General features: G+C 63.5%; 25 protein-coding genes. 11 read left to right on the forward strand and 14 right to left on the reverse strand.

Features of this window, described 5'->3' with window-relative positions; genetic code table 11:
* The first annotated feature begins 3 nt into the window (after nucleotides 1-3).
* On the forward strand, nucleotides 4-735 hold the full coding sequence (locus E8M83_RS18715) for a 1-acyl-sn-glycerol-3-phosphate acyltransferase (protein ID WP_137174862.1): 732 nt from the start codon (nucleotides 4-6) through the stop codon (nucleotides 733-735).
* Here the strand turns inward: E8M83_RS18715 and E8M83_RS18720 are convergent.
* Nucleotides 732-1580, reverse strand: coding sequence for a symmetrical bis(5'-nucleosyl)-tetraphosphatase (locus E8M83_RS18720; RefSeq protein ID WP_137174863.1), 849 nt, complete (start codon nucleotides 1578-1580; stop codon nucleotides 732-734). The two genes, E8M83_RS18715 and E8M83_RS18720, sit on opposite strands and share 4 nt — an antisense overlap.
* Nucleotides 1581-1894: 314 nt before the next feature.
* On the opposite strand from E8M83_RS18720, the gene E8M83_RS18725 reads away from it, so the two are divergent.
* From E8M83_RS18725 to E8M83_RS18750, 6 genes are all read left to right on the forward strand, one after another.
* Entirely contained in the window at nucleotides 1895-2989 is a 1095-nt protein-coding gene (locus E8M83_RS18725) for a glycosyltransferase (RefSeq protein ID WP_137174864.1), read from the forward strand.
* A 102-nt stretch (nucleotides 2990-3091) separates the two neighbouring features.
* Nucleotides 3092-3403: an H-NS family nucleoid-associated regulatory protein gene (locus E8M83_RS18730; RefSeq protein WP_137174941.1), complete on the forward strand. Its 312-nt coding sequence runs from the start codon at nucleotides 3092-3094 to the stop codon at nucleotides 3401-3403.
* Nucleotides 3404-3657: 254 nt separating this feature from the next.
* The gene (locus E8M83_RS18735; protein WP_137174865.1) at nucleotides 3658-5052 is read left to right on the forward strand and encodes a phosphomannomutase/phosphoglucomutase; all 1395 of its coding nucleotides are present in this window, start codon (nucleotides 3658-3660) and stop codon (nucleotides 5050-5052) included.
* 11 nt (nucleotides 5053-5063) lie between these two features.
* On the forward strand, nucleotides 5064-6044 hold the full coding sequence (gene waaC, locus E8M83_RS18740) for a lipopolysaccharide heptosyltransferase I (protein WP_137174866.1): 981 nt from the start codon (nucleotides 5064-5066) through the stop codon (nucleotides 6042-6044).
* Nucleotides 6041-7327: a lipid IV(A) 3-deoxy-D-manno-octulosonic acid transferase gene (gene waaA / locus E8M83_RS18745; RefSeq protein WP_137174867.1), complete on the forward strand. Its 1287-nt coding sequence runs from the start codon at nucleotides 6041-6043 to the stop codon at nucleotides 7325-7327. The genes waaC and waaA overlap by 4 nt, the downstream gene beginning before the upstream one ends.
* 155 nt (nucleotides 7328-7482) lie before the next feature.
* Nucleotides 7483-7944 carry a YcxB family protein gene (locus tag E8M83_RS18750; protein ID WP_229491642.1) on the forward strand — a complete coding sequence of 154 codons (462 nt, stop codon included), beginning with the start codon at nucleotides 7483-7485 and terminating at the stop codon, nucleotides 7942-7944.
* A 55-nt stretch (nucleotides 7945-7999) separates the two neighbouring features.
* On the opposite strand, the gene E8M83_RS18755 is transcribed toward E8M83_RS18750, so the two are convergent.
* From E8M83_RS18755 to miaB, 10 genes are all read right to left on the reverse strand, one after another.
* On the reverse strand, nucleotides 8000-8899 hold the full coding sequence (locus tag E8M83_RS18755; RefSeq protein ID WP_137174869.1) for a M48 family metallopeptidase: 900 nt from the start codon (nucleotides 8897-8899) through the stop codon (nucleotides 8000-8002).
* Nucleotides 8900-8940: 41 nt separating this feature from the next.
* Nucleotides 8941-9681 (reverse strand): 1-acyl-sn-glycerol-3-phosphate acyltransferase, encoded by a 741-nt coding sequence (locus E8M83_RS18760; RefSeq protein ID WP_137174870.1) that lies wholly within the window; start codon nucleotides 9679-9681, stop codon nucleotides 8941-8943.
* Between the two features lie 48 nt (nucleotides 9682-9729).
* On the reverse strand, nucleotides 9730-10305 hold the full coding sequence (gmhB, locus tag E8M83_RS18765; protein ID WP_137174871.1) for a D-glycero-beta-D-manno-heptose 1,7-bisphosphate 7-phosphatase: 576 nt from the start codon (nucleotides 10303-10305) through the stop codon (nucleotides 9730-9732).
* 34 nt (nucleotides 10306-10339) lie between these two features.
* The gene (gene glyS / locus E8M83_RS18770; protein ID WP_137174872.1) at nucleotides 10340-12448 is read right to left on the reverse strand and encodes a glycine--tRNA ligase subunit beta; all 2109 of its coding nucleotides are present in this window, start codon (nucleotides 12446-12448) and stop codon (nucleotides 10340-10342) included.
* A gap of 17 nt (nucleotides 12449-12465) precedes the next feature.
* Nucleotides 12466-13380 (reverse strand): glycine--tRNA ligase subunit alpha, encoded by a 915-nt coding sequence (gene glyQ / locus E8M83_RS18775; RefSeq protein ID WP_137174873.1) that lies wholly within the window; start codon nucleotides 13378-13380, stop codon nucleotides 12466-12468.
* Nucleotides 13381-13476: 96 nt separating this feature from the next.
* On the reverse strand, nucleotides 13477-15063 hold the full coding sequence (gene lnt, locus E8M83_RS18780; protein WP_137174874.1) for an apolipoprotein N-acyltransferase: 1587 nt from the start codon (nucleotides 15061-15063) through the stop codon (nucleotides 13477-13479).
* The gene (locus E8M83_RS18785; RefSeq protein WP_137174875.1) at nucleotides 15063-15941 is read right to left on the reverse strand and encodes an HlyC/CorC family transporter; all 879 of its coding nucleotides are present in this window, start codon (nucleotides 15939-15941) and stop codon (nucleotides 15063-15065) included. The genes lnt and E8M83_RS18785 overlap by 1 nt, the downstream gene beginning before the upstream one ends.
* Before the next feature lie 93 nt (nucleotides 15942-16034).
* The gene (gene ybeY / locus E8M83_RS18790) at nucleotides 16035-16502 is read right to left on the reverse strand and encodes an rRNA maturation RNase YbeY (protein WP_137174876.1); all 468 of its coding nucleotides are present in this window, start codon (nucleotides 16500-16502) and stop codon (nucleotides 16035-16037) included.
* A complete protein-coding gene (locus E8M83_RS18795; protein ID WP_137174877.1) occupies nucleotides 16477-17571 on the reverse strand; it encodes a PhoH family protein in 1095 nt (364 codons plus the stop codon). The genes ybeY and E8M83_RS18795 overlap by 26 nt, the downstream gene beginning before the upstream one ends.
* Nucleotides 17568-18938, reverse strand: coding sequence for a tRNA (N6-isopentenyl adenosine(37)-C2)-methylthiotransferase MiaB (miaB, locus tag E8M83_RS18800; RefSeq protein ID WP_137174878.1), 1371 nt, complete (start codon nucleotides 18936-18938; stop codon nucleotides 17568-17570). Before miaB ends, E8M83_RS18795 begins: the two co-directional genes overlap by 4 nt.
* Before the next feature lie 608 nt (nucleotides 18939-19546).
* Between miaB and E8M83_RS18805 the strand changes: the two genes are divergently transcribed.
* Entirely contained in the window at nucleotides 19547-19957 is a 411-nt protein-coding gene (locus E8M83_RS18805) for a hypothetical protein (RefSeq protein ID WP_137174879.1), read from the forward strand.
* Nucleotides 19958-20074: 117 nt separating this feature from the next.
* On the opposite strand, the gene E8M83_RS18810 is transcribed toward E8M83_RS18805, so the two are convergent.
* Entirely contained in the window at nucleotides 20075-20914 is an 840-nt protein-coding gene (locus tag E8M83_RS18810; protein ID WP_137174880.1) for an HDOD domain-containing protein, read from the reverse strand.
* Nucleotides 20911-21240: a hypothetical protein gene (locus E8M83_RS18815; protein ID WP_137174881.1), complete on the reverse strand. Its 330-nt coding sequence runs from the start codon at nucleotides 21238-21240 to the stop codon at nucleotides 20911-20913. Before E8M83_RS18815 ends, E8M83_RS18810 begins: the two co-directional genes overlap by 4 nt.
* Before the next feature lie 151 nt (nucleotides 21241-21391).
* Here E8M83_RS18815 and gstA point away from each other — a divergent pair, with 151 nt between their 5' ends.
* Both gstA and E8M83_RS18825 read left to right on the forward strand, forming a co-directional pair.
* On the forward strand, nucleotides 21392-21997 hold the full coding sequence (gstA, locus tag E8M83_RS18820) for a glutathione transferase GstA (RefSeq protein ID WP_137174882.1): 606 nt from the start codon (nucleotides 21392-21394) through the stop codon (nucleotides 21995-21997).
* Between the two features lie 61 nt (nucleotides 21998-22058).
* The gene (locus E8M83_RS18825) at nucleotides 22059-22607 is read left to right on the forward strand and encodes a DUF1697 domain-containing protein (protein WP_137174883.1); all 549 of its coding nucleotides are present in this window, start codon (nucleotides 22059-22061) and stop codon (nucleotides 22605-22607) included.
* 31 nt (nucleotides 22608-22638) lie between these two features.
* Here the strand turns inward: E8M83_RS18825 and E8M83_RS18830 are convergent, their stop codons facing one another.
* Nucleotides 22639-22923 carry a hypothetical protein gene (locus E8M83_RS18830; protein ID WP_137174884.1) on the reverse strand — a complete coding sequence of 95 codons (285 nt, stop codon included), beginning with the start codon at nucleotides 22921-22923 and terminating at the stop codon, nucleotides 22639-22641.
* A gap of 559 nt (nucleotides 22924-23482) precedes the next feature.
* Between E8M83_RS18830 and E8M83_RS18835 the strand changes: the two genes are divergently transcribed.
* Nucleotides 23483-25441, forward strand: a complete 1959-nt coding sequence (locus tag E8M83_RS18835; protein ID WP_137174885.1) for an AAA family ATPase — start codon at nucleotides 23483-23485, stop codon at nucleotides 25439-25441.
* Nucleotides 25442-25512 lie beyond the last annotated feature (71 nt).

The raw sequence follows: 25512 nt of genomic DNA on the forward strand, positions 1-25512 counted from the left end.
ATCTTGAAAATCCGGCTTGCCTGGCGCCTCGCGCGCGTCGCCGTCCATCTGTGCGAGGGACTGGCGACCTGCGCACTGGTGTTTCCCTTCGCGTCGTCCAGCTTGCGCGCGCGCCTGACGCGCGGCTGGTCGCGCCGCCTGCTGCGCCTGTGCCGCGTGCAGGTCGAGCATGCCGGCGGCGTGCCGGCGCTCGAGCACTCGCTGGTGGTGGCCAACCACGTGTCCTGGCTCGACATCTTCGTCATCAACGCCCTCGATCCCTGCCGCTTCGTGGCCAAGGCCGAGATCCGGTCCTGGCCGGTGATGGGCTGGCTGGCGGCCGGCGCCGGCACGGTGTTCATCGCGCGCGGCAACCGGCGCGAGCTGCGCCATGTGTTCAAGGGCCTGGTCGAGGTGCTGCAAAAAGGGGAGCGGGTCGCCTTGTTCCCGGAAGGGACCACCGGCCTGCAGGGCCAGGTGCTGCCCTTCCACGCCAACCTGTTCGAGGCCGCGATCGACGCCGGCGTGCCGGTGCAGCCGTATGCGCTGTCGTACGTCGACGCGACCGGCGCGATCCACCCGTCGATCGAGTACGTGGGCGACACGACCTTCGTCGACAGCCTGCTGCGCATCCTGCAGGGCCCACCGGTGACGGCGCGCCTGGCCTGCCTGGCGCCGCTCGAGAGCGTCGGTGCGCACCGGCGCGAGCTGGCGCTGGCGGCGCAAGAGGCGGTGGCCGCCGCGGTGAAAATTTAACGTTTCTTGCCACCGTGTTCCCGGTACTCGGGACAATCCACCTGCAACAAGGTGCGATCGTCCAGGCACACCGCCGTCAATTTGCCGCCCCATACGCAGCCGCTATCGAGGCCGATCAGGTTCGGCCGCTGCACCAGGCCCAGCGCCGACCAGTGGCCGAACACCACGGTGACATCCTGGGTCTGGCGCCCCGGCAGGTCGAACCAGGGCAAGAGGCCGCTGCCGGCCGGGCCGGCGTCGCTTTCCTTGTGCTTGAAATCCATCGTGCCGTCCGGTGCGCACAGGCGCATGCGGGTGAGTGCGTTGACGATGCAGCGCAGGCGTTCATGGCCGACCAGGCCATCGTCCCAGCGGTCCGGCAGGTTGCCGTACATCGCGCCGAGGAAGTCGAGCCAGTCGTCGCCGCGCAGCGCGGCCTCGACTTCGCCGGCCAGCGCCATGGTCTGGCGCGCATCCCATTGCGGCGCCACGCCGGCGTGCACCAGCAGGTGGGCGTCGACGAATATCGCCAGCGGGCGTTGGCGCAGCCAGCCGACCAGCTGGTCGCGGTCGGGCGCGGCCAGGATCTCGTCGAGGGTGTCGGAGCGGCCGAGCCGCTGGGCGCCGGCCGCCACCGCGATCAGGTGCAGGTCGTGGTTGCCGAGCAGGGCTTCGATGCGGCCGCCGCTCGATTCGGACAGCGCCTTCATGCGCCGCAGCGCGGTGAGCGAATCGGGGCCGCGATTGATCAGGTCGCCGACGAACAGGATACGGGCGTCGTTGCCCGCTTCGTCGAAGATGCAGTCGAGCAGCAGCTGCGCTTCGTGTGCGCAGCCCTGCAAGTCGCCAATGGCGTAGGTTTTCATATTCTCGGATTGGCTGGGAGCCGTTGCTTTTGCGGATACTAAATGATTTTACCCGCCGCCGTCGGCCTTGCCCCGCGCTTGCCGATTCGCGCTGTGGCCGCGTGCCTGAAAAGCGCATGGAACAGGACGTGAAACCGGACGATTCTTGGCTCACTTCCAACACTGCTTGCGCGCTTAATACGTGCGCCCGGAATTGGCCTGCCATTCCGGTACAATGAATCCGGCTTTCCTCCTGGAATAGCGCGTCGTGGTCCTTCCATTCGCCGGCCGCCGCTGCCCGAGGCTCCACATACAGGCATCGAAAGAAAACAATAATGTTCTCGTTTTTTGTGAGCTTCCTTTCCTGCGCATTGCTGACGCTGCTGGTAATCAAGACCGCGCGAAAACATGGGCTGGGGCTCGATGGCGATTTCGGCGGCGTCCAGAAAGCCCATTCGCATGTGGTCGCGCGTATCGGCGGCATTCCGATTTTTCTTGCGGTGGTGGTGGCGTCCGGGATATCGATCCTGCGCGAGCCGCAAATGATGGCGTGGCTCGCCACCCTGATTACCTGCGCCGCCATCGCGCTGTCGGGCGGCATCGCCGAAGATTACACCGGCCGGGTTTCTCCGCTGCGCCGGCTGTCGTTGACGATGGCTGCGGCGGCACTCGGCTACTGGTTGCTCGATGCGCGCGTCGGCCGCATCGACCTGCCGTGGGCCGTGGTGCCGATCGAGGCGGTGTGGATCGTGCTGCCGCTGACGATGCTGGCGGTGGCCGGCATCGCCAACGCCATCAACATCATCGACGGCTTCAACGGCCTGGCCGGCGTGATCAGCATTTTCATGCTGTTGTCGCTGTCCTATGTGGCGATGCAGGTGGGCGATATGTTCGTACTGGTGGCGGCGCTGATCGTGGCCGGCGCCACGGCCGGCTTCCTGATCTGGAATTACCCGGTGGGCCTGATTTTCCTGGGTGATGGCGGCGCCTATTTCCTCGGATTCCTGCTGGGCGAGTTGGCGCTGCTGCTGGTGATGCGCAATCCCGGCGTCTCGACCTGGTATGCGGCACTGCTGCTGATTTATCCGGCTTTCGAAACGATATTCTCCGCTTATCGCCGTATGTTTGTGCGCGGTAAGTCGCCGACGATGCCCGACGGTATTCACCTGCATAGTTTGATATTCCGCCGGATCGTGCAATGGACGGTAGGGCCCCGGGAAGCACGCGCATTGATGAAGCGCAATGCACGGACCTCTCCTTATTTATGGCTCTTTTCACTCCTGGCCGTGATACCGGCAACGGTGTTCTGGAAAAACACGAGCGCCCTGATGTTCTTCTGTTTGTTGTTCATAATCAGTTACCTCTGGTTGTATGGACGTATTGTTCGATTCAAGTCCCCACGTTGGCTTTTTTTAAGCAAGAAAGACTAGGCGCAGTGTATTGTTGTATTATATTGCGACATTTAGTGAGAATTCACTAGATTCAGTAATTGCTGAATCTGCATTTAATTTTTCAAACAACGAGGAACGATGATGGATCTGTCGAATATGTCCGTAGGCGATTTGCGCAACCTGCAAGAGCAAATCAAGCAGGAGATGAAGAAGCGTGAAGTCCAGGAAGTGCAAAAAGCACGTGAGCAAATCCTGGCCATCGCCCAAAGCGTCGGCGTGCCGCTGAAAGACCTGATGGCCGCCACCGGCCGCGGTTCGAAAGGCGCCACCGTCGCCGTGCGCTATCGCCACCCAGACGATTCCAACCTGCAATGGACCGGCCGCGGTCGCCAGCCGAAGTGGGTCAAGGAATGGGTCGAAGGCGGCAAGTCGATCGACGGCCTGCGCGTCTAAGCCGTTCCCTGCCCTGGCTTGAGCCAGGGCGTGGCGCCGGGCATCGTGGAACCTCACTTCCACCGCGCCGGCGCCTGCAGCCTGCCGCCAATCCCCGGGCCGCTCTCGCAACGCCCACCACCTGCGCTCCACTCCCACGGGGCCACCGCTTGCCGGTACAATAGCAAGCAAATTTTTATCATTCCTCTAACATCCGGCGATGACCACGGTCGATCAGGCCCGCTGCATGCCGCTCAAGAATTCCAAGGAAGAACATGGTTGCTCTCTCGAAAACGATCTTCAAGGCCTATGATATTCGCGGCATCATCGACAGGACGCTGGATGCGGGCATCGCACGCCACATCGGCCGTGCCTTCGGCGCCGCCGCGCTGGCCAAGGGAGAGCGCAAGGTCGTGATCGGGCGCGACGGCCGCCTGTCGGGCCCGGAACTGACCGCCGCCCTCGCCGAAGGCTTGCGCGATGCCGGCGTCGACGTGATCGACCTGGGCATGGTCGCCACCCCGATGGTGTATTTCGGCACCAATGTGCTCGATACGCGCTCGGGCATCATGGTCACCGGCAGCCACAACCCGCCCGACTACAACGGCTTCAAGATGGTCATGGCGGGCGAGGCGATCTATGGCGACGCCATCACTGCCTTGCACGACAGCATTGCCGCCCGCATTGCTGACGACAGTGGCAAGATCGCCGACCAGCGCGGCGAGTACGGCACCCATGACATCCGCGCTGCCTACATCGAGCGCATCGTGGGCGACGTCAAGCTGGCGCGCCCGATCAAGATCGCGGTCGACTGCGGCAACGGCGTCGCCGGCGCCTTCGCGCCCGAGCTGTTTACCCGCATGGGCGCCGAAGTCGTCGAGCTGTTCTGCGAAGTGGACGGTACCTTCCCGAACCACCACCCGGATCCGGCGCATCCTGAAAACCTGCAGGATCTGATCCGCGCCCTGCAACAGACCGACGCCGAGATCGGCCTGGCCTTCGACGGCGACGGCGACCGCCTCGGCATCGTCACCAAGGATGGCCAGATCATCTTCCCGGACCGCCAGATGATGCTGTTCGCGGCCGACGTCCTGTCGCGCAATCCCGGCGCCGAGATCCTGTACGACGTCAAGTGCACGCGCCACCTGGCGCCGTATATCGAGAAGAACGGCGGCCGTCCGCTGATGTGGAAGACCGGCCACTCGCTGGTGAAAGCCAAGCTGAAGGAAACCGGCGCCCCGCTGGGCGGCGAAATGAGCGGCCATATCTTCTTCAAGGACCGCTGGTACGGCTTCGACGACGGCCTGTACGCCGGCGCGCGCATGCTCGAGATCCTCACCAAGGGCCAGAACCCGTCGGCGCTGCTCAACGGCCTGCCGATCGCCAGCAGCACCCCGGAACTGCACCTGCACCTGCAAGAAGGCGAGAACTTCGCCCTGATCGACAAGCTGCGCGCCGAGGCAACCTTCCCGACCTCGGAAAAGATCAACGACATCGACGGCCTGCGCGTCGAGTACGCGGATGGCTTCGGCCTGGCGCGTTCGTCGAACACGACGCCGGTCGTGGTGCTGCGCTTCGAGGGCGAGAATCCGGAAGCGCTGGCGCGCATCCAGGGCGAATTCAAGAGCGTCATCCTGGCCGCCAAGCCGGACGCCGAGCTGCCTTTCTAAAGGACGTTCGCTTGAAGATCCTGCTGGTTCGCGTGTCGTCGCTGGGCGACGTCCTGCACAACCTGCCGATGGTGGCCGACCTGTTGCGCCGCCATCCGGGCGCCACGGTCGACTGGGTGGTGGAAGAAGGCTACGTCAGCCTGGTGCGCCTGAATCCGCATGTGCGCAAGATCATTCCCTGGGCCCTGCGCCGCTGGCGCAAGAGCCTCGGCAAGGCCGAGACACGGGCCGAGATCCGCGGTTTCTTTCGTACCTTGCGCGAGGAAGAATACGATTACGTGTTCGACACCCAGGGCCTGCTCAAGACCGGCATCATCATGGGCGCGGCGCGTGTGCGCAAGGGTGGCAAGAAGGTCGGCCTGGCCAATGGCAGCGAAGGCTCGGGCTATGAAGGCATCTCGCGCATCTTCCACACCGACAGCATTCCGCTGAGCCCGCGCACCCACGCGGTCGCGCGCGGTCGGCTGGTGGCCGGTGCGGCGCTCGATTATCCAGTCGACACGGCGCCCGACTTCGGCCTGCCGGCGCCAGACCCGTCGGCGCGTGCGGCCTTTTTGCCGCGCGAAGACTATGCCGTGTTCTTCCACGGCACCGCGCGCGCGGCCAAGAAGTGGGCCCATGCCAACTGGATCGCGCTGGGCAATGCGCTGGCGCCGATGCCGGTGCTGCTGCCCTGGGGTTCGGAAGCCGAGCGCCTCGATGCCGAGACGCTGGCCGCCGGCATCCCGAACGCGCGCGTGCTGCCCAGGCTGTCGATGATGGACGCCGTGACCCTGGCCCAGCACGCGCGGCTCGCGGTCGGCGTCGACACGGGCCTGACCCACATCGCCGCCGCTTTCGTGCGGCCGACAATCGAGATCTATTGCGATTCGCCGAAGTGGAAGACCGAGGGCAACTGGTCCGAGCGCATCGTCAACCTGGGCGAACTTGGCACGCCGCCGTCCGTCGACGAGGTGGTGGCGGCCGCGCGCCGCCTGCTGGAAGGCCAATGAATCGCACGCTGTATTCCGGCCTGTGGTGGCTGGCCCTGCCGGTCGTGCTGGGTCGCCTGTGGTGGCGCGGACGCAAGGAGCCGGGCTACCGCGAGCACTGGGGCGAGCGCCTGGCCCTCGGCGGCCCCGCGCCGGCGGAGCGCCCGACGATCATGGTGCACGCCGTCTCGGTGGGCGAGACGCGCGCCGCCGAACCGGTGATCGACGCGCTCTTGAAGGCCTATCCAGACTGCCGCATCCTGCTGACCCATATGACGCCGACCGGGCGCGCGACCGGCAAATCCCTGTTCGCCCACCACGGCGAGCGCGTGGTGCAAAGCTATCTGCCGTACGACACGGGCAGTATGATGCGGCGCTTCCTGCGCCGCCACCGCCCGCGCGCCTGCATCCTGATGGAGACCGAGGTCTGGCCCAACCTGATCCACGCCTGCGAGCGGCAGGGCGTGCCGACCGTGCTGGCCAATGCCCGCCTGTCAGAAAAATCCCTGAAGCGGGGCCGCAAGGCGGGCAGCGTGATGCTGGAGGCGGCGCGCGGCTTTACGCTGGTCGCGGCCCAGACCGGGCGCGATGCCGAACGTATCGGCTCGCTCGGGGCGCCGAACGTGGTCGTCACCGGCAGCGTGAAGTTCGACGTGACGCCGCCCGCCGCGGCGCTTGAAAAAGGCGATTGGCTGCGCAGCCGCATCCGCTCCGGCGGCCCGGAACGGCCGGTATTCCTGTGCGCCAGCACGCGCGAGGGCGAAGAAGCGCTGATCCTCGACGCCTGGCAGCGCCTGCAAGACAAGCCGGCCGGCGCGCTGCTGGCGATCGTGCCGCGCCATCCGCAGCGTTTCGACGAGGTCGCCTCGCTGGTATCGGCGCGCGGCTTGACCCTGGCGCGCCGCTCGCAGCTCGACCTCGATCATGGCGTGGATGGCGCCGACGTGCTGCTGGGCGACTCGATGGGCGAGATGTTCGCCTACTACGCCGCTTGCGACTGCGCCTATATCGGCGGCAGCCTGCTGCCGCTGGGCGGCCAGAACCTGATCGAAGCCTGCGCGCTGGGTAAACCGGTGCTGGTGGGCGAACATACCTTCAACTTCCTCGATGCCACCAATGAGGCGGTGGGCGACGGCGCCGCGCTGCGCGTGCCGAGTGCCGACGCCCTGGTGACGACGGCCGCCGGCCTGCTGCGCGACCATTCGGCGCGGATCGCGATGGGCGAACAGGCGCTGGCTTTCGCCAACCGCCACCGCGGGGCGACCCTGCGCACTGTTGAACTCGTGCAACGGCATATCCGGTAGGTTTTGATACCATTCCAATCTGCACGGTACAAAACAAAAGGGGATGCGCCATGTTGTCGTTCAATCACCCGAGATCGGTCGGTAGTGGAAAGCCCGCGGTTTTCCCAACTGCGGTACTGGTCCCAGAACAGGCGGCAGAGGCGCTGGAGGCGATCATGACCACCGCACCGCCAACCGAGGTCTCGGCGCCGCCACGCGCATCCAGCGCGCTTCCGCTGGATGCGCTGCATTTTTTCGTGCGCTATACGCTGCGCGAGTACACCAGTTTCATGTGGCAGCACGGCGGCTTCCTGATCCGCCGCCGGCGCGTGCGCTGGCCGGCCAGCCTGTTCCTGCGCCTGAAATCCACGTTTGGCGCGGCCTTGAATTTCGTCCTGCTCGGACGTGGGCGCCGCACCTATGAATTCACCATCGACGAACACGGCATCGTGCGCACCAGCGGCGGCGTGACCCTGATCGGCTGGGACGACGTGGCCGCCGTGCGCACCTATTCGCGCGGCTTCATGATGGTGCTCAAGCGCGGCACCTTGCCGATCCCGTTCCGCTGCCTGTCCGAAGGACAGGTGGACGCCATGCGCGAGCTGGCGGCGGTGCGGCACGAGCTGGCTTTGCGCTGAATCGAGTTGGTAATGCTGGCGCGGGTTGGACGCGTCGGCAGGGAACCTGCCGACCCTACTCGAACAACACCGGCATCTCGTGCGAGCGCTTGCGTAGCGCCAGGCGTGCACCGTCGTAATCGGGATACACCTCGCCCACGGTGGCCCAGAATGCCGGGCTGTGGTTCATCTCGCGCAGGTGGGCCAGTTCGTGCGCCACCACGTAGTCGATCAAGGCCAGCGGATAGTGGATCAGCCGCCAGTTGAGGCGAATGCTGCCGCCCACCGTGCACGAACCCCAGCGCGAGCCGGCCGATGACAGGGTAAAGCTGCTGTAGCTCACACCCAGCCGCGGCGCGAAATGGTCCAACCGCTCGCGGAACAGGCGCTTGGCCTCGGCCTGGAACCAGATCTTCACCCTTTCCTTGAGCTGCCATTCCGACAGCCCCGGCACCACGCCGATCCATAGCTCATTGTTGGCCGCATCGAACTGGCAGTGGCTGCGCGCCGCTTCCTCGAGCCGCAGCACGATGTCGCCGCCCAGCCAGGGCAGGCGCGCGCCATCCTTCCATTCCACTGGCGCGCGCTGCTGGCGCTGGTCGCGCCGTTCGCCCCGTTCGAGCAGCTTGGCGACGATCCAGCGCTGCTTGGCGCGCAGCGCGTTGTCGATTTCTTCCAGGGTCACGCGGCGCGGCGCCGTCACGCGCAGGCCGTCGTCGTCGATCGTGAAGCCGATCGAGCGGCGCGAGGAGCGGCGCAGGGCGTAGTCGATCGTGTGGTGGCCGAGGATGATGCGTTTCAGGGGAGGGTCTTGCGGGCAGACGGGCGGCGAGGGAAGCTTGATGCGGGGCGGCGCCGGCGGCGCCTTGAACAAGGGCTGCGCGGGCGGCGCGGGCCTGTCGGAAGGCCTCAACGCCGCGAAGAATTCTTGCGCAAACAACTCCAGCTGATGCCCGTCGACCTTCGACGAGGCCATGGTCTGTGGCCTCGACTCACGAATCTGGGCGCTGACGTCGCTCAACCACCTTTGTAGGCGTGGGGCGAAATGACGCGCATTTCGGATTCTATCCAATTTTCTACCTCTTGCATCAGGCTGTCGGGAGTATGGCCTTCGGGCGAGATCGGCTTGCCGATCGAGACCGTGATCAATCCGGGCCGTTTGATGAACGAATTCTTGGGCCAGCACTCGCCCGAATTATGCGCGATCGGCACCACCACCGCTTGGGTTTCCACAGCCAGGCGCGTGCCGCCGCTCTTGTACTTGCCCTTCTGGCCGACCGGGATGCGGGTGCCTTCGGGGAACATGATGATCCACTGGCCATCGGCCAGGCGCCGCTTGCCGTGGCGGACTACGGAGCTGAAGGCGTTCTTGCCCTGCTTGCGGTCGATCGGGATCATGCGCAGCAAGCCCATGGCCCAGCCGAAGAAGGGGATGTACAGGATTTCCTTCTTGAAGACGTAGACCAGCGGGCGCGTGAGATTGGGCAGCAGGAAAATCGTCTCCCATGCCGACTGGTGCTTCGACAGCACGATGGCCGGCGCGTCCGGCAGGTTGTCGTAGCCCTTGAACTCGTAGTGGATGCCGCAGATGACGCGCGCACACCAGATGATGAAGACGTTCCAGCGCGAGGTGAACCAGAAGCGCTTGTTGTACGACAGCGGCGCGGCGAGGAAGCAGAGGCAGGCCCAGATAACGGTAGCAACGATCATGACGATCGTGAACAGCAGGGAACGCAGGAACAAACTGAAGTTACGCAAAGGGGCTCCGGACAAATCGATCTGGTTCTGGACTGTTTTTTATATTGATTATGCAGGCTGCGCGCCGGTTGCACCAGAGGGCTGGCTCGACGGCTTGAGGAAGGCGCTCACCATCGCCGCCAGGTCTGGGAAGACCTGGGTCCCGGGCGGCAGGCCGCCGGTGGCTTGCGTCTTCTCGCCCTTGCCGGTCAGGACCAGGTAGGGTGTGCAGCCGCGATTGAAACCTGCCTGCAGGTCGCGCAGCGAGTCGCCCACGGTCGGCACGCCCTTGAGGTTGACCTTGAAGCGCTTGCCGATCTCTTCGAACATGCCCGACTTGGGCTTGCGGCAATCGCAGCCGTCGATCGCCGCATGCGGGCAAAAGAAGATGGCGTCGATGTCGGCGCCCACCAGCTGGGCGCTGGCATGCAGCTTGGCGTGGATCGCGTTCAGGGTGGTGATGTCGAACAGCCCGCGCGCGATGCCCGACTGGTTGGTCGCGACCACGACCCGGTAACCGGCCTGGTTCAGGCGCGCGATCGCCTCGAGCGAGCCGGGGATGGCGATCCACTCGGCCGGCGACTTGATGAAGTCGGGCGAATCGTGGTTGATCACGCCATCCCGGTCGAGGATGATGAGCTTCATCGCCCGTTCTTCCTTGGCTCGCTCGTGGCCCATGTCAGGCCGCCAGCTTCGAGATGTCGGCCACGCGGTTCATCATGCCGTGCAGGACCGCCAGCAGGGCCAGGCGGTTGTTGCGCAGCTTGATGTCGTCGGCCATCACCATCACATCGTTGAAGAAGGCGTCGACCTGGTCGCGCAGCTGGGCCAGGGTCTTGAGCGTGCCGCTGAAGTCGCCGGCGGCAAACGCCGCATCGACTTCCGGCTGCACGCGGGTGACCGCGGCTGCGAGCTGTTTCTCGGCCTCGTCCTGCAGCAGGGCAGGGTTGACCGCGGCGTCCTTCGGCATCGCTTCCTCGTTCTTCTTGAGGATGTTGGTGATGCGCTTGTTGGCGGCGGCCAGCGAGGCGGCTTCGGGCATGGCCGCGAAGGCCTGCACGGCTTCCAGGCGCTGCACCACGTCGTCGACGCGGTCCGGGTTCTGGGCCAGCACCGCCTCGACCTCGTTCGGCGAGAAGCCGCGCTCGCGCAGCATGCCGCGCAGGCGGTCCAGCATGAAGGCGGTGACTTCGGCGCGCGGGTCGCGCAGTGTTCCAAAGCGGTCCGGCTCGTCGGCAAAGGTGGTGATGACATCGGCCAGCAGGTCGGCGAGCGACAGCGGCAGGCGCTTCTCGACCAGCATGCGCATGATGCCCAGCGCATGGCGGCGCAGCGCGAACGGATCCTTCTCGCCGGTCGGCTGCAGGCCGATGGCCCAGATGCCGACCAGGGTTTCCAGCTTGTCGGCCAGCGCGACCGCGAGGCCCGTGTTGGTCGCTGGCAGGGCGTCGCCGGCGAAGCGCGGCTGGTAGTGTTCCGAGGCCGCACGCGCGATCTCGTCGTGCTCGCCGTCATGGCGCGCGTAATACGTGCCCATGATGCCCTGCAGCTCGGGGAACTCGCCGACCATGTCGGTCAGGAGGTCGGCCTTGGACAGGCGCGCGCCGCGCTCGGCCAGCGCCGCATCGAAGCCCAGGCGGGTGGCGATATAGGTCGCCAGCTTGGTCACGCGCTCGCTGCGTTCGGCCTGCGAACCGAGCTTGTTGTGGTACACGACGCTGGCCAGTTGCGGCAGGCGGGACTCCAGCGTCTTCTTTTTATCCTGCTCGAAGAAGAACTTGGCGTCCGACAGGCGCGGACGCACCACGCGCTCGTTGCCGCCGACGATGGCGGTGGGGTCGTCGGTCGCGATGTTCGACACGATCAGGAAGCGCGAACGCAGCTTGCCTTCGCTATCGGTCAGCGCGAAGTATTTCTGGTTCGTTTGCATGGTGAGGATCAGGCATTCCTGCGGCACGGCCAGGAATTCTTCCTCGAAGCGGCATTCATAGACCACCGGCCATTCGACCAGGGCCGCCACTTCTTCCAGCAGCGATTCGGGCATCAGGACCTGGTCGGCGCCGGCTTTGGCCAGCAGCTGGGTGCGGATGCTTTCCTTGCGGGCTTCGGCCGACGACAGCACCTTGCCTTCGGTTTCCAGCACTTGTGCGTAGTTGTCCGCATGGTCGACCGTGATCGGGCCGCCGTGCGACAGGAAGCGGTGACCCATGGTGGTGCGGCCGGCGGCAAGGCCCAGCAGGGACAGCGGCAGCACCTGGTCGCCGTGCAGGGCGGTCAGGAGGTGCACCGGGCGCACGAACTGCACGGTGTCGCCGCTCGGGCGCTGGTAGCTCATGACTTTCGGGATCGGCAGCTTGGCCACCGTCTCGGCCAGAACATCTTGCAGGGCGCCAGAAAGAAGGCTGCCGGCAGCCGTGTAGGTGTAGAAGAAGCTCTCGGCCTTGCCGTCCTGGGCGCGCTCGAGCTGGTCGATGGAGAGGTCGGGGAAGCCCAGCGCGGCCAGTTTCTTGGCCAGCGGCGCGCTCGGATTGCCTTCCTTGTCCAGCGCCACCGACACCGGCAGCACCTTCTCGCGGATCGATTTATCGGGCGAAGTGTCGCGCACATTGGTGATCGTGACGGCCAGGCGGCGCGGGGTGGCGTGGGTGGTGACGCTGCTAGCGGCTTCCAGGAAATCGCGGGCCTTCAGGCCGCCCGAGATGCCGGCGGCAAAGGCCGCACCCAGCTTGACGAGCGCCTTCGGCGGCAGTTCTTCGGTCTGCAGTTCGACGAGGAGTGTTTGGTTCATGGTCTGTTCTGTTCTTTTCAGGCTGCGGCTTGTTCGGCCTTGGGCGCCATGGGGAAGCCGAGCTTCTCGCGCGAATCGTAATAGGCTTGCGCCACCAGGCGCGACAAGGTGCGCACGCGGCCGATATAGGCGGCGCGCTCGGTCACCGAGATCGCGCCGCGCGCGTCCAGCAGGTTGAAGCTGTGCGAGGCCTTCATGATCTGCTCGTAGGCCGGCAGGGTCAGTTGCAGCTCGACCAGGCGCTTGGCTTCGGATTCGTGGTTATTGAAAGCCTGGAACAGGATCTCGGTGTTCGAATGCTCGAAGTTGTAGGTCGACTGCTCGACCTCGTTCTGGTGGAAGACGTCGCCGTAGCTGAGCGACTTGCGCTCGCCGTTTTCTTCCCACTCGGTCCACACCAGGTCGTACACGTTCTCGACGCCCTGCAGGTACATCGCCAGGCGCTCGATGCCATAGGTGATCTCGCCCAGCACCGGCTTGCAATCGAGGCCGCCGACTTGCTGGAAATAGGTGAACTGGGTGACTTCCATGCCGTTCAGCCAGACTTCCCAACCGAGGCCCCAGGCGCCCAGGGTCGGGCTTTCCCAATCGTCTTCGACGAAGCGCACGTCATTCTTTTTCAGGTCCAGGCCCAGCGCCTCGAGGGAGCCGAGGTAGAGGTCGAGGATGTTCTCGGGCGCCGGCTTCAGGGCCACCTGGTACTGGTAGTAATGCTGCAGGCGGTTCGGATTCTCGCCATATCGGCCATCCTTCGGGCGGCGCGACGGCTGCACATAGGCGGCGCGCCACGGCTCCGGGCCGATCGCACGCAGGAAGGTGCCGGTGTGGAAGGTGCCAGCGCCGACTTCCATGTCGTAGGGCTGGAGCAGTGCGCAGCCCTGCTTGTCCCAGTAGGACTGCAGGGTAAGGATGATTTGTTGGAATGTGAGCATCTCGAATGGGACGCGGCCCTGGGGCCGCGAACGCGGTATGTTTGCCAAATGACTAATTCTACTGAATTTTTTCACCCCACTGGGAGGTGATTTGACTCAGCTATTCGATTTGGCGTGGTTAAGGCGAAAGCGCCGGCCGGCAAACCATGCGCCGAGCAGCATCGCGCCGCCCAGCATCAGGAAGGCCGCGCTGCCAAGACGGATGAACGGCGTCATGCCGGTGGCGCCGCGCACGGTCGCTGTGAGCACGCCGTCGGTATAGAACGGCAGCACCTGCGTGATATTGCCGCGACGGTCGATCACGGCGGTGGCGCCATCATTGGTCGAGCGCAGCATCGGGCGGCCCGTCTCCAGCGTACGCATGCGCGAGATCTGCAAATGCTGCGGAATCGCCACCGACTGCCCATACCACGACAGGTTCGACACGTTCAGCAGCAGGGTCGCCGGATTGTGCGCATTGCGCAGCTGGTGGGCGATCTCTTCGCCGAACACGTCCTCATAGCAGATATTCGGCTGCACCCATTGGTCCTTGACCTGGAACGGCGCCTGCAGCGCGGCGCCGCGGGTGGCGTCGTTGAGCGGGATATTCATCATGTCGGTGAACCAGCGGAAGCCCGGCGGGATGAATTCGCCGAACGGCACCAGGTGCGCCTTGTCGTAACGGTAGGGCTTGGGCTCGGGGCTCATCGCGATCAGGCTGTTGCCGTATTTTTCCGGGCTGTCGAACAGGGGCATGCCGATCGCCAGCGTGCTGCCGGTCGCCGTGGCATACCGCTGCAAGCCATCCAGGTAGCCGGCCGGCAGGTTGTGCGGGAACACGGGCAGGGCGGTTTCCGGCGTGGCGATCAGGTCGGCCGGCGCCGCCGTGATCAGGGCCTGGTAGCGCGTCACGATGCTGGTCAGGAATTCCATATCGAATTTCCTGTCTTGCGGGATATTGCCTTGCAGCAGACGCACCGTGATCGGCTGGCCGGTCTCCTGCGTCCATTCGACGGTACGCAGGCCGGCGCCGGCCAGCATCAAGGCCGCCAGCAAGCCAATCGCCGGCCAGCGCATGCGCTGGGTGAGCATCGCGATGCAGCCGGCGCCGACGCCGACCAGGATGCCGATGCCGTACACGCCGACCAGCGGCGCGAAGCCTGCCAGCGGCGCCAGGTCGTGGGCGTAGCCCGACGAGGCCCAGGGGAAGCCGGTGAACACCCAGCCGCGCAGCCATTCGGACACGCCCCAGGTGGTCGGCAACACCAGCAGCAGGAAGGCGGCCACCGGCAGCGACCAGCGCTTGCGCAGCCAGGTCGCGGCCCCGGCGGCGAAGGCGGCGAACAGGCCCATGTACAGGCCGAGCAGCACGATCGCCACCGCCGCCAGCAGCACCGGCAGGTGGGCGAAGCGGGTCATGAGGATCGACAGCCAGTGCATGCCGGCGACCGACCAGCCGAAGCCGAAGGCCCAGCCGATCAGCGTCGCACGCTTGACCGACGTCTTCAACCCGACCTGGTAGAACAGCCAGGCCAGCGGCAAGAATTGCAGCGGCCACCAGCCATAGGGCTGGAAGGAGAGAATGGAGGAGCCGCCGGCCAGTGCGGCGGCGAGCAGCAGCAGCGCCGAGGGCTTGCTGCCGCGCAGCGCCGCGCTATCAGCCGATGCGGGCGCCGTGGTGGCGTTGGTCCGGCGGCGCAGCATCAATCGCGGGCGTCTTCAGTCGATGGCAGTTGCTCGACAAGCACGACGTGGATCTGGCGCGCGTCGGCGCGCAGGATTTCGAAGCGCAGGCCGTGCAGGTCGACCACTTCGCCCTTGTGCGGCATATGGCCCAGGTGGCTCGCGATCAGGCCGCCGATGGTGTCGACTTCGTCGTCCGGCAATTCAGTGCCGAGTTCTTCGTTGAACTGCTCGATCTCGGTCAGCGCCTTGACGCGCCAGCGCGGGCCGTGCTGGCCTTCGCGGATCGAGATGATATTGTCTTCTTCTTCATCGAAGTCGTACTCGTCTTCGATGTCGCCGACGATCTGCTCGAGCACGTCCTCGATGGTGATCAGGCCGGCCACGCCGGAATACTCGTCGACCACGATCGCCATGTGGTTGTGGTTGGCGCGGAAATCGCGCAGCAGCACGTTCAGGCGTTTCGATTCGGGAATAAAGACTGCCGGGCGCAATTTGGTGCGCACGTCGAAAGATTCTTCAGCGTAATAACGCAATAAATCCTTGGCCAGCAGGATGCCGACCACCTTGTCGCGCTCGCCTTCGATGGCGGGGAAACGCGAGTGGGCGGTTTCGAGCACACTGGGCATCCATTCCTCGATCGGTTTCGTGATGTCGATCACGTCCATCTGGGAGCGGGGAACCATGATGTCGCGCGCCGACAGGTCGGACACCTGGAACACGCCCTCGATCATCGACAGCGCATCTGCATCGAGGAGGTTGCGTTCGTGGGCATCGTGCAGCACTTCGAGGAGCTCTGCGCGATTTTCGGGCTCGGGGGAGATGAAGGCGGTCAGCCGTTCCAGCAGCGACCTGTGGGGTTTGGCGTCCTGGCGGACGTCACTGGGATACTCGGGCATAGTTGGCGGGAAGCCGTTGTTGCAATGGGGTGTAGGATACACCAAATAGAAGCGCACCCCATATTTACAAGGGTGCGCACGGGGCCGTCAAGGTCAATCCGCGTACGGATCCGGGAAGCCCAGCACCTCCATGATGTCGCGCTCGAACTGTTCCATTTCCTCGGCGTCGTCGTCGTTTTCGTGGTCCCAGCCCTGGGCGTGCAGCACGCCGTGCACGACCAGGTGGGCCGCGTGTTCCTCGACCGTCTTGCCTTGCTCTTCGGCCTCGCGCTGCAGCACGTCGGTGCACAGCACGATGTCGGCCTGGGTCGGGTCGTCCTCGCCCAGTTCCTCTTCTTCGTTATAGGCGAAGGTGAGGACGTTGGTGGCATAGTCCTTGCCGCGGTAGGCCTTGTTCAGGGCCTGGCCTTCTTCGGCATTGACAAAGCGGATGGTCAGCTCGGCCGGGCCGAGCAGGGAGGCCTCGACCCAACGGTGCAGCTTGGCTTCGGTGATCTCGCCTTCGAGGCGGGTATCGGCGAACTGGATTTCCAGTTCAAGGGGATATTTTTTTTCTTGCATTCTTCACCGGGGTCGGTTTGGGAAGGGCGCCCAGTTCCTGGACGGACGTTTCGTGCTCATAGGCGTCGATGATGCGCGCCACCAGCGGGTGGCGCACCACGTCGGCGCTCGAGAACTGGGTAAATTCGATGCCGCGCACGTCCTTCAGCACGTGCATGGCGTCCACTAAACCGCTGCGCTGGGTCTTGTGCAGGTCGACTTGCGTCACATCGCCGGTGACGACGGCCTTGCTGCCGAAGCCGATCCGGGTCAGGAACATCTTCATTTGCTCGACGGTCGTGTTCTGCGCTTCGTCCAGGATCACGAAGGCGTGATTCAGGGTGCGGCCGCGCATATAGGCCAGCGGTGCGATCTCGATCACCTGTTTCTCAAACAGCTTTTGCGTGCGGTCAAAGCCGAGCAGGTCGTACAGCGCGTCATACAAAGGCCGCAGATAGGGATCGACTTTCTGCGCCAGGTCGCCCGGCAAGAAGCCCAGGCGTTCGCCGGCCTCGACCGCCGGCCGGGTCAGGATGATGCGCTTGACGGCGTCGCGCTCGAGGGCATCGACCGCGCAGGCCACGGCCAGGTAGGTCTTGCCGGTGCCGGCCGGGCCGACGCCGAAGCTGATGTCGTGGTTCAGCACCGCGTTCAGGTACTGGATCTGGTGCGGCGTGCGGCCGCGCAAATCGCTGCGGCGGGTCTTGAGGATCGGGCTTTCGAGGTTGTCCGGCGCTGCGTCGACATCGGTTTCGTTCGCGTCGGCGGCCTTGGCGGGTTTGCCCGCGGCCGGCGCTTCGTCAGCGCCGCGCGGCTTCAGGCCGGCGCGCTGCTCGACCAGGGCCAGCTGCACTTCTTCGATCGGCACGATCTTGTTGGCGACCGCATAAAAACGTTCGAGCAATTCGACGGCGCGCCCGGCATTGGCGCCGGTGACGATGAATTTCTCGCCGCGACGGAAGATCGTCACGTCGAGCGCGGCCGAGATCTGGCGCAGGTTCTCGTCGAGCGGACCGCACAGGTGGGCGAGCCGCGTATTGTCGAGCGGCTCGGGAATGAAGTACGAGGGTAAGGTTGGCTGTGTTTTCAACTGGCTATGGCTATCGTATCGAGGTTGGCGACGAGTTCGCCGCGCAAATAGTAATCGTGGCTGGCGGCGATGCGCACGTCGACCAACTGGCCGATCAGTGATGCATTCGCTGCGTCCAACGGACTCATCGGGAATAGGACCACGCGGTTGTTCTCGGCGCGGCCCTGCAATTGGGTGGCGTCCTTCTTGGCGACGCCTTCGACCAGCACCCGCTGCACGCTACCTACCATGGCGGCGCTGTGCTTGCGCGTGTTCAGGTCGATCAGGGCTTGCAACCGTTGCAGGCGCGCCAGCTTGACCTCATGCGGTGTGTCGTCTTCGAGGTTCGCGGCCGGGGTGCCGGGACGCTTGCTGAAGATAAAGCTGAAGCTATTGTCGAAGTTCACGTCCTCGACCAGTTTCATCATGGCCTCGAAATCGGCCTCGGTCTCGCCCGGGAAGCCGACGATGAAGTCGGACGAGAACGTGATGTTCGGGCGCACCGCGCGCAGGCGGCGGATGATCGATTTGTATTCCAGGCCGGTATAGCCACGCTTCATGGCGTTGAGCACGCGATCCGAACCATGCTGCACCGGCAGGTACAGGTGGCTCACCAGTTGCGGGATTCTTGCATAGGCATCGATCAGGCGCTGGCTGAATTCCTTCGGGTGGCTGGTGACGAAGCGCAGGCGCTCGATGCCGGGGATCTCGGCGATGTATTCGAGCAGCAGGGCGAAGTCGGCGGTTTCTCCGCTTTCCATGGCGCCGCGGAAGGCATTCACGTTCTGGCCCAGCAGCATGATTTCTTTCACGCCCTGGGCGGCCAGGCCGGCGACCTCGGTCAGCACGTCCTCGAAGCGGCGCGAGACTTCCTCGCCGCGGGTATAGGGCACGACACAGTAGCTGCAGTACTTGCTGCAGCCTTCCATGATCGAGACATAGGCGACCGGGCCGTCAACCTTGGCAGGCGGCAAGAAGTCGAATTTCTCGATCTCGGGGAAGCTGATGTCGACCTGCGCCTTGCCCGACTGGCGCCGGTCCTGGATCAGCTGGGGCAGGCGGTGCAGGGTTTGCGGGCCAAACACGACGTCGACAAAAGGCGCGCGCTTGACGATGGCGTCGCCTTCTTGCGACGCCACGCAGCCGCCCACGCCGATAACCAGCTCGGGCTTGTTGCGCTTGAGTTCCTTGATCCGGCCAAGGTCTGAAAATACCTTCTCTTGCGATTTTTCGCGGATCGAGCAGGTGTTGAACAGGATCACGTCCGCGTCTTCGGCCTTGTCGGTGCGCACGAGTCCATCAGAGGCGCCAAGGACATCGATCATCTTGTCCGAGTCGTACTCATTCATCTGGCAGCCGAAGGTTTTGATAAATACTTTTTTTTGCATGGAATTGCTAGTTGGGGGCGAGCGCTGCATCGACAATGCGGGTGCGGGCCAGTTTACCGTAATTCGGTACTGACCCCGTTAAACCGCGGGTGCGCGGCATGTTTCGATGCCGCTTGGAATGGTTAATTTCCTTACCTAAAGTAATTGCAGTAATGCTCAGTTTGTTAAATGTTCGGCAGCGAACATACTTGTTTATTCATGACACATAGGCACCGTGGCATGAAGTGTTTCTCTATGTAAATCAATGACTTCCGGGTGCATTCTGATTAACAAAATTTATCCAAGAAATCTCTTGCGTGCGCCACAATTGAGCCCCATGTGCTGAAATGCAAACGTGACAAGCTTTCCACACGATAGCTTGATTTCCGACAAGGAGTCACATGCGCCGGTTCGTCATCGCACTGGCGTGCGCGACTGATAATTTGTTTGAAAGACAAGTGCGCATGCGGAAAGAACATGGAGCACTGTGGGCCGGAATTCTTAAGGGAATGTTCAGATTAGCGCTGTTTAATCCCTGAACAAGTTCCGGGAACTTATGTTGACGAAACGTAGTCTTTAACAAAAGTTCGTAAGGGAACTATTTTAACCAAACTCGTGAGGTAATTATCATGGCACAACAACATCACGCTCTATCTTCGCAGGAAAGTTACAACCCGAACCACCTGCTGGACATCCTGCTCGGCAAGATGCAGCTGAAAAACGACGCCGCGCTGTCGCGCATGCTCGAAGTGGCGCCGCCGGTCATCAGCAAGATCCGCCACCACCGCCTGCCGGTCGGCGCCTCGCTGCTGATCCGCATGCACGAAGTGACCGGCATGAGCATCCGCGACCTGCGCGACCTGATGGGCGATCGCCGCACCAAATACCGCCTGTCGGATGCCCAGGGCCGTCCGAAGCCAGAAGAGAAAGCTGCACAGGCCGCCGCCGCAGCTGCCCAGCAGGGAGCCCAGCCTGCGCAAGGCCAGGGCGCGCAAACCAACGAAGCGTCGAACAAGACCTCCGGCAATTATGCGCACTAATGCCGTGGGCATGACAGCCGCATCTGTCATGCCTTCGGTATTGGCGGGCTGCGGCGCCGTTATTCCATCAGCGGCGCCGCGCTAGCACCACCGATTCATCGTGCACCGTCCTGCGGCCTAGGCCATCAGGATGGCTGTCATTTCTTCGAACTGCAGTTCCGTTTCGCGGAACACATGCAGCCATGTTTCTTCAGACAAACCGAGTGCCGTCCAGGCCACGCTGGATACGGAAGGCACCAGCTCGTCCGCATCGCCGGCCAGGTCGAGCGCATGCGCCACGGCATTGGCCACATGCACGATCGTTGCCAGGAAGCCGGCGCCCGGCGTTTCGGGCGCATGGTAGAAGGCGATGGCCTGCTGCATCGTGCCCGAGAATTGCCAGTGCTCAGCCAGCGCCGCGCCGGCCAGCACATGGTCGACGCCCAGCACGGCCCGCTCGGTGTCGAGCAGGTCGCCATCGAGGCGCTTGCGCTCGCGCAAGACAGCATCGTACTGCTCGGGGTAGCGCGTTACCAGTACCAGGCGCCCGATGCCATGCAGCAAGCCGGCCGTGAACGCGACGTCCTGGTTGAAACGCATATGGCGCGCCAGCACCCGCGTGCAGGCGGCGGTGGCGATCGACAGGCGCCAGAAGGCCTTGTCGTCGAAGCTGGGGCAACGTCCGCTCGGGAAACAACCTGTCATCGCCGCCGCCATGATCAGGTTGCGCGTCGACTGGAAGCCAAGGTAAGTCATGGCTTGCTGGATCGTGGTGGCCTTGACTTGCAGGCCGAAGGCCGACGAGTTGGCCAAGCGCAGCGTCTTGGCGGTCAGGGCCTGGTCGGCCGACACTTTTTTTGCCAGCACCGAGATGTCGATGTCTTCCTGGTCGATGCTGCCTAATAGCTCCATCACCACGGCCGGCAGCGAAGGCAGGTCGTCCAGGCCCTGGATCAGTTCTTCGGACGTGATCGTCATGGCGCCACCTGCCGTTCGAGCCGGTAATCCTCGACGTAGCGGCGCAGCAGCTTGGCGGCCCAGTCATGGTCGTCGTCGAGGTCGTGCTGGCGGAACAGGTGGTCGAGCCGGGCTACCACCGCCTGCTCGTCCGGGGCGCGGTGGGCCTCGACGCGGGCCACCGGCACCGCCTCGATATGGTGGCGCTGCAGCGAGGCGATGGTCGCCTCGCTCAGGACCGCGCCCTTGGCCAGCAGCACCAGGCCGTTATTGTCCAGCAGCTCATCCGAGAGCACCATGCCCGGCTCTATCTGGGTCACGGGAACCATCGCGTGGTCATCGCTCATTTTGCCTCCATTCAATCTGCGCCGATGTTATCACTGGCGGGCACGGATGATTGTAAGTATCCGCAATCGGTCTGCCGCTTTCTTCGATGTTCGGGGAATTGTTGTACGCTTTGACATCGGCCTGACCGGCCGCCCATTCATCAGGAGAACCATGAAGCTCTATTTCAGCCCCGGCGCCTGTTCGCTCGCTCCCCACATCGCCCTGCTGGCCACCGGCCTGCCTTTCGCCTCCGAGCGCGTCAGCCTGCGCACCAAGCAGACGGGCAGCGGCGAGGATTTCCGCGCGCTCAGTCCCAAGGGCTATGTGCCGGCACTGGAGCTGGAAGACGGACGCCTGCTCACCGAAAACCAGGTGATCCTGCAATACGTGGCCGACCAGGCACCCGCCAGCGGCCTGGCGCCGGCCTTTGGCAGCTTCGAGCGCTACCAGTTGATGGAATGGCTGGGCTGGCTGTCGACCGAGCTGCACAAGCGTTTCTCGCCGCTGTTCACGCCGGGGACGACGGAGGAGGGCAAGCAGGCGGCCTGGGCCGCGTTGGCCGCGCCGCTGACCTATGTCGCCAACCGGATCGACGGCGACGGCTACCTGACCGGACCGCAATTCACAGTGGCCGACGCCTACTTGTTCGCGGTACTGAACTGGGTCGGCTTCGCCAAGCACTCGCTCGAGGCCTGGCCGGCGCTGCAAGCCTACCAGGCGCGGGTCGCCAGCCTGCCCGTGGTGCGCGAGGCCCTGCGCCGCGAAGGCCTGAACTGACACTGGCGCTGTCCATAGGAGGCGCGCGCGCCGATTGCCGGCGGCACGTTACCATGCCCACATGATCAGCCAACGCTATATTGCCCTGTTGCGCGGCGTAAACGTCGGCCGCGCCAAGCGGATTGCCATGGCCGACTTGCGCAAGCTGGTCGAGAGCCTCGGCTATACGGGCGTACGCAGCCTGCTCAATAGCGGCAATGTGATCTTCGACGCCGACGTGCCCTCCAGCCAGGCGGCGGAAGCGATCGAGGAGGCGATGATCTTGCGCCTTGGCGTGGGAGCGCGCGTGTTCGTGCTCGAACGCCAGGAATTTGCCGAGATCGTCGACGACAATCCACTGGTGGACCTGGCCGACGACCATGCACGCCTGTTCGCCTTCCTGTTGTCGGGCGAGGCCCAGCGCGAGGTGGCTGCCTGCCTGTGTGGCCAGGACTGGCAGCCCGAGGCGCTCGCGATCGGCCGCCGCGCGGCCTATGTGTGGTGCCCGGAAGGTGTGCTCGACAGCGCTGCCGCGGCCGCGCTGGGCAAGCAGCTGGGCGACGGTACGACGTCGCGCAACTGGCGCACGATCACCAAGCTGCATGGCTTGTGCAGCCATCCGGCCTGCTGAGCCGCGCACCTTGCCCCACTGCATTTCGCAACTATTTGAACTTGTCGCTGCTGTCGCGGCTGGCCCGGTAGCCGATCAGGATCAGGCCGACCAGCATCATCGCGAATACTTCGGGCTCGGGCAGTTCGGATAGATGGGATGGCGGCGTGACGATAGCGGTGTGGCCCGTGACCGCCAGGTCGTGCACCGGTTGTGGGACCGGCATAGCCTGCGCGCCATTGCCGGGAACGAGGTCGAGGTTGAGATCGATAACGGCGGCCTGGGCCGCATTGGCGAGGAAGAGCGCAAGCGCCGCCATCAAAGCATATCTTTTCATAGCCGTTCCTCTTTACAAGCTAAATGCCACCGAGCTTTGGATGGGTTGAAACGCCATCCGCGGTCGCCATCTTGCCACATCAGGATAGCAAATCCGCTGGCGCCACCGCGCGCAATTGAACCGATGAGTTGTATAAGGAAGTCATGTGTTTACTGAAAGATGCACGCATCTTGAGCTCAATCAAAGGAAAAGTTAACTGTGGTAAATAAACCGCGATCAGCAGTAAATATAATGCAGCGTCTATGCAGTTTGATAATGCGAATTTCGCAATAAATCATGATTTTATTGGCACATTCATCATTATTGCTGTCACTCGGATAGTCAAAAGCGTTATCAGCTTTTTCATCGTCGTCAAATTCCGCACTTTTTTATCTTCAGGGTATTCACCTCGGTTTTTTTTAAAGGTATAGTCTCCTTATCCCCTTGCCTTCGGGCATCACAGCAACGTCCACACCAACACGTCTGAAACCTTCGGCCCGGGCCGACGCCGTCATCGCTGTCCTTGCGACACGGCATATGCAGTTCCACTTTTTGTTCGACGCACTTCGACGAGTACCAGATGCCCAATTTTTCCCGACTTCAGATTGCCTTCAAGAACGTTTACGTCCGCATCCTGTCCGCTATCCTGCTGGGCTTGCTCGTGGCGCTGGCGATCTTCAAGTCCGATGTGCCGCAAGACCCGAGCCCGGTCGTGCACTCGCAGAACATCGCCGAGATCACCTCGCTGGCCGACCAGAAGGCGCGCCTGGATTACCTGTTGATCGCGCATCCGCTGTCCGAGGCGCCGCGCTATATCTACAAGTTCAAGGATTCAGCGAACTTGAACGTGGTGAAGGTGCCCAGCACCTCGCACCTGTCGCTGGAGCGCGAAGTGTTGCTCAAGAACGCGATCCCGTATTCGATCGCCAGGGATGACTACCTGGCCAGCCACAAGGCGGTGATGGACGAGGGCGTGAGCATGCTCGGCCAGGCCGGTGACTTCGCGAAGCGCAATGCTTTCCCGATCATCCTGGTGCTGGTGATCCTGTACGTGATCAAGTTCGGCATCCCGGGCATGGGCACGAGCGTGTCGATGATCACCCCGGACAAGCTGAAGGGCAGCCTGGACGACCTGATCGGCATGGACGATATCAAGCAGGAAGTGCTGCACCTTGAAGACATGATCCGCAACCGCGAGGTGTACCAGTCGCACAATATCGACAAGCCGTTCAATGTGATGCTGACCGGTCCTGCCGGCACCGGTAAAACCAAATTGGTCGGCTACCTGGCCAAGCGCCTCGAGATGCCGATGATCTCGGCCTCGGGTTCGGCGCTTGAGTCGGGCTACGTCGGCGGCGGCTCGAAGGCGCTGAACGCCCTGTACCGCAAGGCTTGCGCCAAGGGCAAGTGCATCATCTTCCTGGATGAAGCGCAAAGCCTGTTCATGCCGCGCGGCCGCAGCGACAAGAAATGGGAAGACGACACCGCCAACACCATGCTGGGCCTGCTGGATGGCGTGAAGAGCGACAAGGGCGCGAACGTGATCTGGATCGTCGCCTCGAACTTCGACGACAACACGACCGAGATGGACGAAGCGATGCTGCGCCGCTTCTCGGTGAAGATCAACTTCCGCCTGCCGAACAAGGCCGAGCGCCGCGAACTGCTGCGCAGCTTTTTGGCACGCAAGAAGGAAGGCCTGGTCGATTGGGAAGACCTGAACCTGGACCAGGTGGCCGAGATCACCCAGAACCTGAGCCCGGCGCTGCTGGAAACCGTGGTCGAGCGTGCGAGCATGCTGTCGATCCAGGAAAGGACGATCATCAATACCAATCTGATGTTCCGCGCTTATGAGCGCGCGACCATCGGCTTGACCGACCGTGCGACCACGGCCGAGAAGCACAAGCAGCGCGAGCGCATTGCGCTGCACGAATTGGGGCACTTCTTCATGCAGATCGATCCCCACCTGCGCGCTGGGCTCAGCCTGGCCGAGGTGAAGGAAAAGTCGCACCTGCTCAAGATCAGTACCGAGGCGGTGTCGAAGATCGGCGCGCTGGGTTATGTGCTGCAGTCGGGCGAGGATATGTCGCTGCGCACGCTGGAAGAGCTGGAACGCGATGTGGTCGGCCTGTATGGCGGCGTGGCGGCGGAAGAGCTGTTCTATGGCGCGCGCGGTATTTCGGTCGGCAGCCAGAATGACATCGAGAAGATCACCAAGATGCTCAATCTCATGGTGAGCCGCCTGTCGATGTATTCGCGCTCGAAGATCGATTACAGCCAGTTGCAGCAGGAAGCCAGCGGCGAGCATACCGTGCGGCTGGTGGAAGAAAAGGCCGATGCGCTTTATAGCTATACGCTCGATTCGATCCGCGATTACAAGCTGGTGATGGAATCGCTCAAGGACACGCTGCTCGAGCAGTATGTGCTGTCGAAGGATGAGGTGTTTGCATTGCTGGAAGAGCGTAGCGAGTTGCTGATGCCGCAGTTGCATGGGCACCGGACGGCCAAGTTGACGTTGTGCGAGGACGAAGTCGCGGCTTGATCACCGTCGGCGCTCTGATAGAACCCGTCCCGCGCAAGCCGGATGGGGTTTTGTTTTCTGGAGCATCGTTG

The sequence above is a fragment of the Massilia sp. HP4 genome (genome assembly GCF_005222695.1).
GTDB lineage: Bacteria > Pseudomonadota > Gammaproteobacteria > Burkholderiales > Burkholderiaceae_D > Telluria.